Origin of the sequence: Lacrimispora sphenoides (genome assembly GCF_900105215.1) — a bacterium.
GTDB lineage: Bacteria > Bacillota > Clostridia > Lachnospirales > Lachnospiraceae > Lacrimispora > Lacrimispora sphenoides_A.
The window spans coordinates 966,662-982,906 of sequence record NZ_FOIP01000002.1; the positions used below are offsets into that span (position 1 = coordinate 966,662).

Annotated in this window: 12 protein-coding genes; 6 read left to right on the top strand and 6 right to left on the bottom strand. The window is 44.4% G+C overall.

Annotated features, from left to right (window positions below):
• Positions 1-210: 210 nt before the first annotated feature.
• The 6 genes from BMW45_RS21260 to BMW45_RS21285 all read right to left on the bottom strand — a co-directional run bounded on the left by BMW45_RS21260 (position 211) and on the right by BMW45_RS21285 (position 7,657).
• A complete protein-coding gene (locus BMW45_RS21260; protein ID WP_092248686.1) occupies positions 211-951 on the bottom strand; it encodes a hypothetical protein in 741 nt (246 codons plus the stop codon).
• Between the two features lie 11 nt (positions 952-962).
• Complete coding sequence (locus BMW45_RS21265; protein ID WP_330390844.1) at positions 963-1,562, bottom strand: DUF4489 domain-containing protein; 600 nt, start codon at positions 1,560-1,562, stop codon at positions 963-965.
• A gap of 138 nt (positions 1,563-1,700) precedes the next feature.
• The gene (locus tag BMW45_RS21270) at positions 1,701-2,234 is read right to left on the bottom strand and encodes a DUF4489 domain-containing protein (protein ID WP_092248689.1); all 534 of its coding nucleotides are present in this window, start codon (positions 2,232-2,234) and stop codon (positions 1,701-1,703) included.
• Positions 2,235-2,379: 145 nt separating this feature from the next.
• Positions 2,380-4,185: a heparinase II/III domain-containing protein gene (locus BMW45_RS21275; RefSeq protein ID WP_092248692.1), complete on the bottom strand. Its 1,806-nt coding sequence runs from the start codon at positions 4,183-4,185 to the stop codon at positions 2,380-2,382.
• A gap of 14 nt (positions 4,186-4,199) precedes the next feature.
• The gene (locus tag BMW45_RS21280) at positions 4,200-5,816 is read right to left on the bottom strand and encodes a response regulator transcription factor (protein WP_092248695.1); all 1,617 of its coding nucleotides are present in this window, start codon (positions 5,814-5,816) and stop codon (positions 4,200-4,202) included.
• A gap of 5 nt (positions 5,817-5,821) precedes the next feature.
• A complete protein-coding gene (locus tag BMW45_RS21285; protein WP_242883193.1) occupies positions 5,822-7,657 on the bottom strand; it encodes a sensor histidine kinase in 1,836 nt (611 codons plus the stop codon).
• Between the two features lie 373 nt (positions 7,658-8,030).
• Here BMW45_RS21285 and BMW45_RS21290 point away from each other — a divergent pair, with 373 nt between their 5' ends.
• The 6 genes from BMW45_RS21290 (at position 8,031) to BMW45_RS21315 (ending at position 16,200) form a co-directional block, all read left to right on the top strand.
• Positions 8,031-9,374: an ABC transporter substrate-binding protein gene (locus BMW45_RS21290; protein WP_092248701.1), complete on the top strand. Its 1,344-nt coding sequence runs from the start codon at positions 8,031-8,033 to the stop codon at positions 9,372-9,374.
• 183 nt (positions 9,375-9,557) lie between these two features.
• Positions 9,558-10,625: a carbohydrate ABC transporter permease gene (locus BMW45_RS21295; RefSeq protein ID WP_025232664.1), complete on the top strand. Its 1,068-nt coding sequence runs from the start codon at positions 9,558-9,560 to the stop codon at positions 10,623-10,625.
• Positions 10,626-10,642: 17 nt separating this feature from the next.
• Positions 10,643-11,479: a carbohydrate ABC transporter permease gene (locus tag BMW45_RS21300; protein WP_025232665.1), complete on the top strand. Its 837-nt coding sequence runs from the start codon at positions 10,643-10,645 to the stop codon at positions 11,477-11,479.
• Positions 11,480-11,483: 4 nt separating this feature from the next.
• Positions 11,484-13,313: a glycoside hydrolase family 2 protein gene (locus tag BMW45_RS21305; RefSeq protein ID WP_092248704.1), complete on the top strand. Its 1,830-nt coding sequence runs from the start codon at positions 11,484-11,486 to the stop codon at positions 13,311-13,313.
• Positions 13,297-14,466: a glycoside hydrolase family 88 protein gene (locus BMW45_RS21310; protein ID WP_092251151.1), complete on the top strand. Its 1,170-nt coding sequence runs from the start codon at positions 13,297-13,299 to the stop codon at positions 14,464-14,466. Before BMW45_RS21305 ends, BMW45_RS21310 begins: the two co-directional genes overlap by 17 nt.
• A 33-nt stretch (positions 14,467-14,499) precedes the next feature.
• Positions 14,500-16,200, top strand: coding sequence for a DUF2264 domain-containing protein (locus BMW45_RS21315; protein WP_092248707.1), 1,701 nt, complete (start codon positions 14,500-14,502; stop codon positions 16,198-16,200).
• The last annotated feature ends 45 nt before the right edge of the window (positions 16,201-16,245 follow it).

Genomic DNA, 16,245 nt, shown 5'->3' on the forward strand with positions numbered 1-16,245 from the left:
TACGGATGATTGTAGGTAGATTACTGGATTTATAGATAGCGTGAGCGTCAAAGCCAAGGCTTGCCCCATAGGCTTATAGAATTTATCACAATATAAAATACTCCTTTTCGATAAGCACAAAACTTATCAAAAAGGAGCGTCTATCATAAACGAACAAGCCGTTTTATTCTTATGGTATAAGGTCAAGAGAACTTTCATAATAGATACCGATCAATAGATATTAGCTTTTATTTCATCAATCAGAGCATTTAGCCCCAATTCATTGCAATCGTTAATAAGTCCCATAGTAATAAAACTGCTGAAGAATTTTTTTGCCTCAGTTTTATCATTCATATTTAATGATTGGATTGTTTTTTCAATCAAATTCAAAATTTCATTATTAATTTCACTATTTTTAGTATAGTGCATAGATAACTTTTGCAGTTCCTTGATAACTGGTTCGTTCATACCGCCTGCCATAAGGTTCATCGTTTGCGTACCGGAAGAAGATTCCTTTTCTTTGTCGGAATTATCTATGATCTTTCCATCCCCAAGAAAGCTGATTTGAAGGCTTGAGTTCGTATACCTTTTTGAAATAAGATCGATGATCAGGTCGTAGGCCTGACGGGTAAATTCCTCGTTATTGCAAACAAAAGAGTAAATTTTACCGGAGCTGATTTCAAAATTGATACCTAAGGAACTTTCCTGCTTCTTATTCCAGTAAAACCAGGCGGCGGGGTAAAGGATCAGAGCCAGCAGTATACCGATGATGCTTGCAGGGCTGGTACCAGACAAAGCTATGAGTAATAAGATGAGAACAAAATGGAATGGAAATGTTTTATCCGAGCAGCAGTTTCCCAGCCATATATGAGAAATATTTGCGGTTTTGATCATATGATTTTCCCATCTAATCGTATTTTCTTCAATAGTTATAGTAGAGTCTGTAAATCTTATATTTGTTTGATTTGTCATGAAATTCCCCTCTATACAATTCCACTATTATTTTCAATGATAGATGCTATAAGAACTGGATTTGTAATCATAATGGTGCCAATGGTATCAAAGCCCATAATTTCCACATATACGCTGTAATTGCAGCATCTGCACCCCATGGAGTCAAGATCATAGGCCATGAAAGAAAAAGTATTTGTTTCCCTGCTATTCTCATTTCTGCTGTAAACCAGGCTGGAACTGACAGGAGTCGGAGCCGCCTGATTACTTTCTTGCTTAAACAACTGAAACCTTAGATGCATGCGGGCGCTGGAGGTAAGTATATTGCAGGAAAAATTTAAATGAATTACAAAATTCCTGTAGCTGCTGGTATTTATATTAAGTGAAGCTACGTTATATGTAGCGTTTTTTTCTGTATGTTCAGGTAAAATGATTCCTCCCTTAGCGGAACTCTTTATTAAAACCTGGTCTGCGGGGGGTAAATCACAAGAACTCATCTGATTATTTTGTATATACTGGCTTTGGTTAGGTTTTTGGGGTTGGATTGGCTGGGGAGGCTGCGGATTCCTATTGGCTGTACTGCGATATGAAAAATTAGGACGGCATGACATACTGAATAAGCGGTTATACATAATGGGCCCAGCTCCTTATTTGAATGCTCATAGATAGAGCATTCAGCCGGGTTTGGCCAAATACTCTATCTATGATAGAAAGTTATTTTATGCAGCTATTGGACATACAGCCCTTGTACCCACCATTTGAACCCGAAATTAAAAGCAGTCGTTATCTACGATGATCGCAGCAAGGATTGCATTGTGAATTGAAGTAACACCAACCGTAGCAACGCCAGCAACCGTAGCAACAACGCTGTAAGTGCAGCAGTCATCGTCGCACATATCACAGTCACAAACGAAGAAGGAGAAGGAGTCACTTTCAGTAACAGCAACAAGCCGTGAGAAAGTCCAGATAGGTCCTACCGGAATAGGAGTCAGTATGCCTCTACACTGTTTGAATACCTGGAAATTCAGAGTTAAAACAGCAGCTGTTGTTACGATATTACTTGCAAATTCAAATTTAATGCAAGGGTTCTTTAATCCTTTTGTATCTACGTTTACCGTAGCCAAAGTAAATGCTGCGCCTGCTACAGTTGCTACTGGCAGGGTTACGCCACCTTGGCTACCGCATTTTAAAATTGTCCTGTTTGGTTTTAAGTGCTTTCTTGACCGTTCACATGTTAAATTACATGTGCAGTCCTCACATTCATCACAATCGCATTCACATATTCTCATATCAAGATCATTCATGATGTGACCTCCATTTTGCTTAATAATTAGGAATGTTTCGTTATACCATCATGGTATACTACATTATATTATAAAGAAAAAAATATGCTACAACTCAATAGACAATATATCTTATGAAACCATAATTTAGCAGCCGATCCTGCAATCAGCGGATCTTTAAGGTCAGATCCTTATGATCCATAGTAACCAGTAACCGGTAAACATCATGCTTCCATGAAGTTTTCAAACGTTCATCCGTAATTGGGATCACTTCTTTTTGTATATTTGATGCACCATCGATAAGAAGGCTGCCCAAATCGCCGATCTGTACGGTATTTTCACATACAGTGGGTTCTTCATAGAACATAAGGGACAGAACGGGACATGGGAGATCTCCTTCATAATGATCGGATATAGTGATTTCTTTTCCCTTTTCCAGTACAGCGTTTCGGGTGTAGGATTTAATACGTTGATCCGGGTAGGCAGCTTCTAAATCCATGGAAATATGGCAGACAGAGGTTCCTAATTGATGGGTCACGTTTTTTGCCCGGTAATCAGATCCAGCCCTTTGCATGATCTGGGTCCCGCCGTCAAAAAAGGTAGGCAGATTGTGATACCGGGACTGCATGGTCCAGATGTCATACCGGTCTTTTGAAAAGGTTTTTTTCGTATAGGTCTCTACCCCAACGTCTATAAACATGGGTTTCCCATCCTTGTAAATGGTAAAGCTCCCTGTGTCGTTGTGATTATGGCTGTCGTCATTATCCCCGGCTTTTACGGCCAGATAAAGATGCTCATCTCTGGCGATGAAAAGCCCAACGCTTTCATACCAGAAATCCCGGTGGGCAATTGGAGATTTGGCAAAGGAAGTCATTTCCTTATGGGTAAATACAGTCTGTAAACGGTAAAACAGGTTATGTTCCTCAACCGTTAAGGGATCTTCACTGCTTTGGTAATCCTCTGCGGCAAAAGACATAAGCTCCTCATTTTTCGTCCGCTTGCCAAAGAGGTATTCCCTGGCTCCGCATCGTCCGGCAATGGGAGAGCAGTCGGCGAAATTCACGTAATAAACATCATGAATGTGAGCGGTCAGTATGTAGGAGGCAATGTTCCTGATTTTTTCGATTTCGTACGCAGGAATAAAGGCATTATCTGAAATTCCATTTAAAACTTCAAGGCAGTTAAACAGGCATAATCCTGCGTGACGGTAGTATTGGGCGCCTTCATCGCAGCAGCCGTCTTCTCCATATTCAACCAGAAAATAATCAATACTTTTGCATGCCTTTTTAAATATATCCTCTTTTTGGGCTTTTGGCATTTCTCTTGTGAAGGCGGAGAGAAGTACGTTCTGGGTACACCAGACTGTCCAGTTATTCATGTGGCTGGCCCCGTCACCCATCCACCAGAAGTGTTCATTAAGGTAAGGAGTGAAAATCCTCTCCTCAAGGTTTTTATTGATCATCTTTGAGAGGAAGGGAGTGACGGAATCCAGCTCCTGCCTTAAAAGATACTCTGCCACGGCCAGTACGGAGGCGGTTTCCGCTGCAAACAGATCAATGACAGGGCGGGTAACATCAGGAAGGATAGAGGGTGGTGTGTCGCGGATGTAGGAGTTATGGGCAGGAAGCTGCCATGCGTTATCTTCGCAGATCAAAGAAAGTCCGTTGATGATATCATCAAGAAATCGTCCCTTATATTCTGCGCATTCAGCCAGAACAAGGGCATCAAGAGCGGTCCTTCTTAAGAACAGCTTATCCTGAAAACGGCTTCTGTTTCCGTTTCTGGTAAACTCCATGTAATCTACAGCAGTCAGTGAAGGATAATCAAAGTTTAAAAATGCTTCTCCGTTTTTAATGAGGCGGCTTGTCAGATCCTCAGGCAGAGAATTCCAGGTATCCCGGTCAGAGGCCTGGGGAAAGGGAGAAAAGCAGGACAAAGGTTTCTTTAACGCATTTGCAAGTTCTGTAATCATGGCATGTACACTCCTTATTTGTTTTCGTCAGGGTTGACGGTATTTTGCTGTATAAATTCACGGGGAGAAAGCCCGGTGACTTTTTTAAAAACTTTACTGAAATAAAAGGCGCTCTCAAAGCCAAGCTGATCAGCGGCCTCATAGATTTTCATATCCTGCTCCATAAGGAGGGCCTTGGCCCGGTTGATCTTAGCCTGGGCAATGAATTCTGAAAAGCCGGTCCCGCAGTTTTTCTTAAACAGGATGCTTAAATAATTGGGACTTAAGCCGAATACTCCGGCCACTTCGTTTAAGGTGAGTTTTTCTGATACATGGTTAATGATGTACTTTTGTACATTGGTTATAACATGAGCTTTGTAGGTTTTTCGTTTGGATTTCAGCACTTCACAAAGGCCGTCCCGGAAAATCGTCATCCACTCGGCGATCTGTTCCACATTGGTAAAACGATATATGGAGCGGTACCCGTCACTGTAGGAAGAAAAGATCTCTGACATATTTTCTTCTCCGTCGGGAAGAAGGGAAAGCGCTAAGTAAAGAATGTTGCAGGCTCCGTCTGCGGCCTGGGAAAACCGAAGGGGATGTGTTTCAAACAGCTGGATGATTTCGGTCAGAGTACGGTATAAAACATCCGTATCAAACTCATTAAAGGCCTTGGTTATCTCGCTTTTAAATACGGAGATGTTAAAAGCATTGCGGATCGAGGCTGTATCATTGCCGGTGAACATCACGATGGGTTGTGCGGTACCGGCCCGTCCAAATGCCTGGCGGGCTTCCTGGTAGGATTCGCTGATTTTTAAGGGCTGGCTGACCGGAGTTCCGATTCCCGTGAGAACCGAAACGTTAAAATAATTCCGGATCATATCTGCCACATTGCGAAATGCATCAAAAACAGCTTCTGTTCTATAAACTGCCAAATCGGAGAGGTGAAATACCACTGCAAAGTGCTTCATATCAAGACTTACCACATAGGCGGGAAGATGCCTGCTGATAATTTCCTTTGCCATTTGCAAAGCGCTGTTATAAAGGTTCATGAGTTTTCCATAATCCATTTCCCTGCTGGTTTCTTCCTGGATCTGGCAAAGAGCGGTAAAATAACAGGTTTCCGTAAAGTCCAGCCTTAAATCTCTGGTCTGAAGCTCAAATTGTTCCTCACTGTCAAAAAGGTTATGCAGGAGCCGCATAAAAAATTTTTCATAATAGCTCTGTAATAAGGGACGTCCTGAATCCTTATATCCCATGGAGACCTGAATGGTTTCCAGACGGGAGAGGGTCTTTTTTACGGCTTCCTCCAGGGCCTTTGCATTTAATTCCAGCTTGATTAAGTAGTCTACGGCCTCATAGGTCATAGCCTCCTTGATGAGCTGGAATTCTTCGTAGCTTGTTAGAAAAATAAACAGGGGGATCTTTCCGTAGGTTTCCCGGCAGGTCTTTGCCAGGGTAAGCCCGTTCATAATTGGCATGCGGATGTCGGTAATGACAATTTCCGGTGAATATTCTGCGATCATTTCAAGGGCATCCTGCCCGTTCATAGCAGTGCCGCAGATCTCAATGCCGTAATCCGCCCAGTTTATCATGGATTTTAATCCGATCTGAACCAATGGCTCATCATCTGCAATCAATAATTTTATCATATATATTACCTTTCGGCTGTTTGATTTTCTGTATAAAGGGCATAAGGTATTAAAATGGTCATGGTAGTGAAGCTACCAGGACAGCTGTCAATGGTGATTCCATATTCCGGGCCAAAATCATATTGGATGCGCCTGTTTACGTTGCTGATCCCAACTTGCCGGAAAAATTCTGTTTTGTTCTGGCTGTCGGCCTTCTCATGGAGAACCTTATCAATGGTATCTTTGGACATTCCTATGCCGTTATCGGTTATATCTATTTTAAGTGCTTTTTTGAGACCCAGATTTATGCTACGGGCTGAAACAGTGATCTTTCCAGCTGTTTTCGCAGGCTCTATTCCGTGGAACAGAGCATTTTCAATGATGGGCTGGAGGGTAAAACGGTGAATTTCACAATTGTATAGATCCTCTGTCTCAATGAAATATTCGATGGTGACACTTCCGCCGTAGCGATATTTCTGGATCAGGAAATAATCCTTTACCAGATCCAGCTCTTCCCTTAAGGGAATCATGGAAGTGGTACCTTTTGAAACATTTTTAAGGAGCCTGGCCAGGGCTGTGGTCATATCTGCAATTCCGTCTGCATTCTGAATGGTTGCCATCCACTTGATGGAATTTAATGTATTATATAGGAAGTGGGGATTGATCTGGCTTTGCAGAATCTGGTATTCCAAATCCTTTTTCTGTTTTTCATCCGTTACCCGTTTTTCCATCAGGGTGTTAATGTTTTCTGACATATTATTGATTCCCTTACCGACTTCTCCCAGCTCATGATTCCACTCAATGGCCGTATCCCTGGAAAAATCCCCGGTTGAGATATCATGAATTTTACTGCTGAGCCTGTGAATGGGGTCCATGATAATCTTGTTTAACAGGAAGGCGAGGAGTATGCCCAAAGAGACAATGGTAAGGCAGATTGCCAGGATTAAAAGGGTGTATAAGTTTTTCTGCTGGCCAAGCTGCTGCTCAGAAAGTACCTGGGATAAACTCCAGCCGGCCATACCCTCGATGGGACGTTCCACCAGGGTGCGTTTTTTTCCATCGTTCATGGTAACGGAGAGAACTCTGGTTCCTTTGGAGAGAGAGTCGTTTCCGGCCAGCTTTTCAGGATTGATGTAGGGCATTTCCATTTCCTTTAAGCCGTTTGAATTAAAACCATAGATTTTATCTCCAATGGTAATAAATAGAATACTGTCCTCTGGAAGAGGATAGGAGGCCAGATAATCGGTGAAGATCCGGGAGGAAATTTCCACATAAGTCCAGCCAATGACTTCAGAATTAAATTTGTTGGAAACCGGACGTACGATGGGAATAAATTGGTCCATGCTTATATTGGAAAATGGATCTTTTACCAGGCCGAGCCAGAGAAAATCATCGGATCTGTAAAGTGTTTCAAAGAATGGTTCGTTTTTAATGATCCTGGCTGCATAGGAGGAGGAGTAGTTTGCCAAAGCCGCTATTTGAAGGTAATTGTTTTCATTGGAAGAAGAAACAATGACCCGGGACATGTATTCATTGGACCTGGTATTGTAATATTCTTCCTTTAAACGGCTGTGGGAGGAAAGGGCCATAGGGCGCAGATTATCAAAGTCCCTGGTGGCGGTAGGAAGCTTTGGCTGGTCTTTAAACGCTTCCAGATAATCCAGTACGGCACTGTTGGAACAGCACCATTTGCTGAAATAGATAATATCCTTCATATCAGCACTAATGTTGTTGCTTACGACCTGAAGGCTGAATTCCGCAGACTGGATCTGGTTTTTTCTTAAGAAGGACTGGAAAACTGAGAAACAGACAGTTGTAGTCAGAATGGTGATGAGCAGCGTAATGGCTGCCGTCAGTACCATGATTTTTCCTCTTATGGTCTTTGGGATGAGCTTTTTCCACATGATAAAATAAAGTCCCTTCTTTCAATGGATAGCTTGTGATAATGGTTTTAACATCTACAAAGGTAGCCTATTTAATGTAAAATGTCAATGAAAAATCGGCTGCTTTTTATATACAAACGTGTTAATTTGTATACAAAAGAGAAATATTACTGCTTATCATAAAAAAGTGCATGTTTTAACAAAGTGTAAAAGAAGTGTGAATAAAAAGTGAATATTATGAAAGATAAATTCCATTTTTAAAACCGCAATCCAGCGTTATAATAAGATCCATGGTAAACCACGGGAATTATGCTGGGTTTACTGAAAAACAATCAAATCAGGAGGGATTACAATGAAAAAAAGAACACTGAGTATTGTTCTGGCCTGTGCTATGGCAGCAGCCAGTCTGGCCGGATGCGGCGGCGGTTCCAAGGAAACCACGGCAGCTTCCACAGAAGGTGCTGCAGCGGATGCTACGAAAGCCTCAGAGGCAGCAGGAGGGCAGACTACATTAAAATGGTCCGTATGGGATATCGGCTTAACAACCTATTACCAGCCTCTCATCGATGCTTTTGAAAAGGAGCATCCGGATGTGAAGATAGAAATGGTTGATTTAGGGTCCACCGATTATCAGACGGTTCTGGCAACAGAGCTTACCGGAAGCGGTTCTGACTTTGACGTAGTTACCATAAAGGATGTTCCTGGCTATATGACGCTTGTGAACAAAGGTGTTTTAGAACCCCTGGACAGCTATATCCAGTCTTCAGATGTTGATCTGACACAGTACAAAGGCCTTACCGATCAGATTACGGTTGACGGAAAATTATATCAGCTTCCGTTCCGCAATGATTTCTGGGTGATATTCTATAATAAAGATATCTTTGACAAAGCAGGCGTTGCTTATCCAACCAATGATATGACATTTGAACAGTATGACGCTCTGGCAAGAAGCCTGACCGTAGACACTCCCGGACAGGAGGTTTATGGCGCTCATTACCATACATGGAGATCCGCCGTACAGCTTTTCGGCGTTCTGGATGGAAAGAACACCATTCTGGATGGAAAATACGAATTCTTAAAACCGTATTATGAAATGATTCTTGGAGAGCAGGAAGACGGAGTAAGCCAGGACTATGCTACTTTAAAGACTAGCGGCTTACATTATTCCGGCGCATTTGCCCAGGGAAATGTAGCTATGATGAACATGGGTACATGGTTTATCTCTACCTTAATGGATAAGGTACGTACCGGCGAGTACACAGACTGCACCAATTGGGGCATTGCTAAATATCCACACGCAGATGGAGTAGAACCAGGCTCCACCCTTGCGACCATAACCTCTTTAGGAATTCCGGCCAAAGCTCCTCATAAGGATCTTGCCTGGGAATTTATTAACTTCGTAAGCGGAAAAGAAGGTGCGGAAATCCTTGCATCTACCGGCACGATCCCAGCCGTTATGAACAACACGGTTGCTGATCTGGTATCCAGTGCAGACGGATTCCCTAAGGATGACGGAACCAGCGTAGAAGCTCTTAACACCTCTAACTTATACTTAGAGATGCCTGTAAATGCAAAGAACTCCGAAATTGAGACTGTATTAAACGAAGCCCATGATGCGATCATGACAGGCGGCATGTCCGTAGATGAAGGCATTGCCCAGATGAATGAAAAGGTAAGTGCAATTCTGGCTAAGTAACAGGTAAACAAAAACGATATCACAGAGGCGGGCAGAAAAAAGCCCGCCTCATTTAAAGAAACTTCTGATTTGATTTGACGATTGAAATAACAGCGTGCCCCGCTTCATCGGGCGTCAACGGATAGGAAAGCATATCCGCTTGATTCTATAGACGATAAAAACGGGAAAAGGAGGATAAGCAATATGGCGAAGACAATAACAGAAGCGCAAAAACAGGAAAAAATCGCAGAGTTAAATAAGAAACGGGATGCTTTAAGCCTTTTATTGAGAGAGACTGAAGGAACCCGTAAGCGGGAAGTCCTGATTGCGAAAATCGAGACAATAGATGAGAAAATAAAAAAGGTGCGGACAGGGGAACGGTTCACACGTCAGGAAAAGAGGGATATGGTTGCATACTCCTTCATCGCCCCCAACTTTATCGGATTTGCAGTATTTACACTTGGCCCCATTATTTTTGCTTTTATTCTGGCATTTATGAAATGGGATGGCAACAGCCCCTTGGAATTTGCCGGACTTAAGAACTTCATTGATATGCTTGGAAGTGCCAGATTCCATTCGTCCTTTATCAATACCATTGTATACTGTATTGCAACGGTTCCTCTGACACTGGCCTGTGCCTTAGGACTGGCCGTGGTCTTAAACCAGAAAGTAATGGGAAGAAATTTCTTCCGTACGGTGGGATTCTTCCCCTATGTGGCGTCTTTAGTAGCGGTGGCAGCCGTATGGAATATGCTGTTCAGCCCCCAGAAAAGCGGTCCCATAAACATGATTCTTTATCATCTGGGCGTCAATGCAAAAAGTCTTCCAAAGTGGTCCGCGGATCCTCACTGGGTGATGTTTACCATTGTACTGTTCAGCGTCTGGAAAAATATGGGCTACTACATGGTTATCTATCTGGCCGGACTGCAGGGAATCAATGGAGAGCTTTATGAGGCGGCAGGCCTTGACGGCTGCAATTCCTGGCAAAGGTTCCGGTATATCACATGGCCCCAGCTTCAGCCTACCACCTTCTTTGTTACCATCATTCTGACCATCAACTGCTTTAAGGTTTACGACATCGTTTACATGCTGGCAGGCGGTTCCAACGGAATTGTAAGTTCCCAGGCAATGGTTCTGGTTTACCACATTTACGAAGAGGCGTTCCGCAACTGGAATTTAGGTTATGCAAGTGCGGTAGCAATGGTGCTGTTCTTAATGGTTCTTGCCATCACGCTGGTTCAGTTCCGCGGCGAGAAGAAATATGCAAACTAGAATAAGGAGGAAACGAAATGAAAGTAAAAAGCACAAATTATAAAATCAGCAGATGCCTCCTCTATGTGGTTTTGATCATTCTGACAGTTGTTATGCTGATTCCATTTGCATGGATGTTCTCGGCTTCCTTAAAGCTGGATAAGGACGTATTTATTTTCCCGATCCAGTGGATACCGGAAAATCCAAGATGGCAGAATTATCTGGATATCTGGACAAAGATCCCGCTTATGACCTTTGTATTAAACACGGTGAAGATCACTTTGATCGTTACCTTTTTACAGCTATTGACCAGCAGCTTTGCTGCCTATGCATTTGCAAAGCTGAAATTCAAATACAGCAATCTCTTATTCATGGCTTACATCGCCACCATTGCGGTTCCATGGCAGGTATATATGGTTCCCCAGTTCATGATGATGAGAAAATTCGGGCTGAATGATTCCCATCTTGCGATCATTTTCCTTCAGGCGTTCTCTGCCTTCGGCGTATTCATGATGCGCCAGTTCTATCAGGGGATTCCCGATGAACTGTGCGAGGCTGCCAGGATCGACGGCATGAGCGAGTATCAGATTTATGGAAGGATCATGCTCCCATTGTCAAAGCCTGCGCTGTCAACCTTGACCATCTTTACCTTTGTAAGTACCTGGAACGACTTTTTAGGGCCCCTGATCTATCTGAAAACAGAAGCGAAAAAGACCCTGCAGTTAGGGCTTAAGATGTTTATCAGCCAGTACAGTTCCGAATATGGCCTGATCATGGCTGCATCGGTACTTTCCCTGATCCCGGTCCTCATCGTGTTCCTGTCCCTGCAGAAATACTTCGTAGAAGGCATTGCAGCAACCGGAGTGAAAGGATAAAGAAATGGAAACAATAAAAAATTTCGTGGATAACATCCATAACGAGGCTTATAAGGACAGCTACGCCTCCCCCTGCCTGGGGACCAATTCCTATGTGTTTCCAGGCGGCAGGACAGAGCGGTCCATGGACGGAGCCTGGAACTTTTCCGTCGATATGTATGATAACTGCTTAAGGGCCAAATGGTTTCTGGAGCAGGAGGTGAATTCAGAGGGGCTTAGGGTTCCTCTGGATTATGGCTTTGACGACTGGGAGGAGATCCAGGTACCGGGAGTATGGAACCTTGCGAAGCCGGAATATTTTTATTATGAGGGACCGGCGGTATACAGCCGCCGGTTCTCTTTTAAGGATTCTTCCAAAGGGCATGTGTTCTTGCGGTTTGGTGCAGTATCCTATGAGGCCAGGATCTTTTTAAACGGAAAATTCCTTGGTGTCCATAAAGGGGGTTCAACCCCATTTTGTGTTGAAGTTACAGAAGACTTAAAAGAGGATAACAGGCTGATCGTGGTTGCTGACAACACCAGACGGCAGGATCAGATACCAAGTGAGAATACGGACTGGTTTTTATACGGGGGCATATACCGGAGTGTATCTCTTCTTTGCGTACCTCAGACTTATATTAAGGAGATGAAGGTATCCCTTGCAGATCGGGAAAAAAAGGAAATCAGTGTATCCGTGACTCTTGGAGGTTTTGAGGACTTTGAGGAAGGGGAAGCAGTTTTCTCCATACCAGAGCTTCAGGTGGAAGAAGCGGTTCCCCTGGGAGCAGATGGACGGGGACAGCTGACACTGGAAATCAGCGGACTTTCTCTGTGGAGCCCGGAAAGTCCTAAGCTGTATGAGGTTTTCCTGAATCTTCGTTCCGGCGGTAAAACTCTGGATCAGGTGAAAGACCGTGTGGGCTTTCGTACCGTGGAAACCAGAGGCAGAGAAATTCTTTTAAATGGATCGCCGGTTTTCCTTCGGGGTGTCTGCCTTCATGAGGAGACAGAGAACCATGGAAAGGCGGTTACGAAGGAGGACATCCGTCAGGCATTTGACTGGGCAAAAAAGATGAACTGCAATTTCCTCCGTCTGGCTCATTATCCTCATACGGAGTGGGTTTCGGAACTGGCAGATGAGGCGGGCCTTCTTCTATGGGAAGAAATTCCGGTTTACTGGTGGATCGATTTTGCAAATCCCCGGACCTTAGAGGATGGTAAAAACCAGCTGACCGAGATGATGAACCGGGATTATAACCGGGCCAGTGTGATTATCTGGTCCGTAGGAAATGAAAATCCTGATACCGATGAGCGCTACCACTTTATGAAGGAGTTAGCAGAAACAGCAAAGGAATTCGATTCCAGCCGCCTGGTATCCGCCGCTTGTCTGGTGGATGCGGTGAACTTAAGGATCTCCGACAGACTGGAAAAGCATTTGGATGTCATTGGATTTAATGAATACTATGGCTGGTATGATCCGGATTACGAAAAGCTGGCTGATATTTTAGAAGGGTCTAAGCCCGAGAAACCAGTTGTTATCAGCGAATTCGGAGGGGACGGTTATCTGGCTTCCAGTGCAGAGGGCGGCAAGGTACGGGGCTCTGAGGAAGAACAGAAGGAAATTTATAAAAAGCAGGTTGAAATGTTTGGAAAGATCGATTATATTCAGGGTACTGCGCCCTGGATTCTATTTGATTACCGGACGCCGAAACGGCTTGGAAAGTATCAAAAGGGATACAACATCAAGGGTCTTGTAACAGCGGACCGGATGCGGGAGAAGCCTGCCTTTTTAATCATGAAGGAATATTACGAGGAGGTAAGAAAACGTGAACAGACAGATGGAGACTTTGCTTAAAGAAAAAAAGGAACTCACAGAGGCAAAGTGCCTGGGGGCCATGGATTTCGCTGTAAAACAGGTGAAGGATAATTTAAAAGAATTTACGGATTCCTTTAAAAAAGCATACAGCGAGGATGGATTCTATCATCCAACTCCCAATGTAAACTGGACCACTGGCTTCTGGACCGGACAGATATGGCTGGCTTATGAGTGGAGCAAGACAGACGAACTGAAAAAGGCCGGACAGATCCAGGCGAAAAGCTTTTTAGACCGGATCGACCGCAAGGTGGAAGTGGATCATCATGATATGGGGTTTTTGTATACCCCTTCCTGTGTGGCTGCCTATAAACTGGTGGGTGATGAAACCGCAAAGGATGCGGCAATCAAGGCGGCAGACCAGCTGATCAGCCGTTTTCAGCCGGTGGGTGAGTTTATTCAGGCTTGGGGTCCCATGAACCAGCGGGAAAATTACCGCTTTATCATTGACTGCTTATTAAACCTCCCTTTATTATACTGGGCCACGGAAGAAACCGGAGACCAGAAATACCGCGAGATAGCAGAAAAACACATCCATACTGCCATTGCAAATGTTATAAGGGAGGACTATTCCACCTGGCATACGTTTTTCATGAACATGGAGACAGGGAAGCCGGATCATGGGGCCACCTGCCAGGGATATAAGGATGGCTCTGCCTGGGCCAGAGGACAGGCCTGGGGAATCTATGGATGCGCCCTTGCTTACCGGTATACAAAGCGGCCGGAATACATTGAAGATTTCAAGCATGTGACCGGATATTTCTTAGACCACCTTCCTTCGGATCTGGTACCTTACTGGGATTTGGAATTTGGCGAAGGCTCTGAGGAGCCGAGGGATTCTTCCTCAGCTTCCATTGCAGCCTGCGGAATGCTTGAAATGGCAAAGTATATGGATGAGTCTGACGCCGTCTGCTACGTATCCATAGCAAAAAAGATCATGGAGTCCGTTGTGGAACATTATGCGGTTAAGGATTTACAGGAATCCAATGGACTGGTGCTTCACAGCACGTATTCCAAGAAATCTCCTTACAATACCTGCACACCGGAAGGTGTGGATGAGTGCAACATCTGGGGAGATTATTTCTACATGGAGGCCTTAACCAGGCTGTCTAAGGATTGGAATCCATATTGGTAATAATCGAAACAATTCGAAAAGAGGCGAATATAGATGAAACTTGAAACAAAACAGGATTTTAGGCAATGGATGTTCCAGGTGTTAAATCCTTTAAAGCCATTGTACAGCAAAGGGTGTGCCAGGCTTTCTCTTGGAGACAGCGGTGTCACATATCCTAAGGTGAGTATAGAGATGGAGGCATTTTCCCGGCCATTGTGGGCACTGGTTCCTTTGTGGCTTGGGGGAGGCAAGGGATTTGAGGAGATTTATCAGAAAGGCCTTGCAAGCGGCACCGATCCTTCTCATCCGGAATACTGGGGTGGTTTTAAGGATTATGACCAGCGGTTTGTGGAAATGGCGGCTATCGCCAGTGGCTTGATTTTCACTCCGGAAAAATTATGGGAGCCTTTAAGCGGGGAAGAAAAGCAGAATCTGGCAAAATGGCTTTACGGAATCAATGAATATATCATACCTGACTGCAACTGGCAGTTTTTCATGATTCTTGTGAACGTTGCTTTGCAAAAGCTGGGCTGCCGGTACAGTAAAGAACGGCTGGCTTCCGGTCTTGAAAAAATCGAAAGCTATTATATTGAAGATGGCTGGTACCGGGATGGAGGTTCCAGTCAGAAGGATTATTACATTTCCTTTGCCATTCATTATTACGGGCTTTTGTATGCGGTGGCAATGGAGGAGGAAGAGCCGGAACGGTGCCTCCTGTTTAAGGAACGGGCAAAGCGGTTTGCCAGAGATTTTATATACTGGTTTGACGAAAACGGATCCGCTCTCCCTTACGGAAGAAGCCTGTCCTACCGTTTTGGAGAAGCAGCCTTCTGGTCTGCCTATGTATTTGCAGGGCTTGATGATATTCCGGCAGGAGTTGTAAAGGGAATCCTGGCACGCCATTTGAACTGGTGGACGGAGCAGAAGATCTTTGACCGTGACGGCGTGCTGACCATTGGGTACGGATATCCCAACTTAGTCATGGCGGAACGCTACAATGCGCCAGGCTCCCCTTACTGGGGGATGAAGACCCTTTTGTGTCTGGGGCTTCCCGATGATCATCCCTTCTGGTCTGCAAAGGCGGAGGACTTACCAAAGCTGGAGCCGGTAAAAATGTTAAAGCAGGCGGATATGGTGATGCATCGCCATGGAAAGGATGTGATTGCCTACCCGGCAGGAGTTTGTGAGAAATACGGACACGGCCATGTACCGGAGAAGTACTCCAAATTTGCCTATTCCACCCGGTTTGGATTTTCCGTTGCAAAAAGCCAGATTGTGCTTCATGAAAATGCTCCGGATTCTTCCCTGGCCTTTGTCATTGACGGAGATGATTACGTATTCGTCCGGAAGTACAGCGACTCCTATGAGGTTTTGGAAGACCGGGTGGTCAGCAGATGGCATCCCTTCCAGGGGATTACGGTTACCTCTACCATTATTCCGAAAGAGTACGGCCATTTAAGGATTCATGTGATTGAGAGCCAGTACGACTGTACCGCCTATGACTGCGGCTTTTCTGTGGAAAAATTCACAGAAAATTATGAGCAGAAGGCAGAGGGGAAGGGAGCATTTGTATCCTCTGGAGAACAGGACTGTATGGTATCCGGCGAAGGCCCGGAGGCAGCAGGCCTGGTAATAGAGGCTGATCCCAATACCAATGTGCTTTATCCCAATGCTTCCATACCGGCGGTTTCCTATCGCATTAAAAAAGGGGAAACCATTCGGCTGGAAACAAAGGTGGAAAGCATAATCCGATAGAATGATGCATTGATTTTAATGTTTTTCCGCTGTATAATAAAGTCA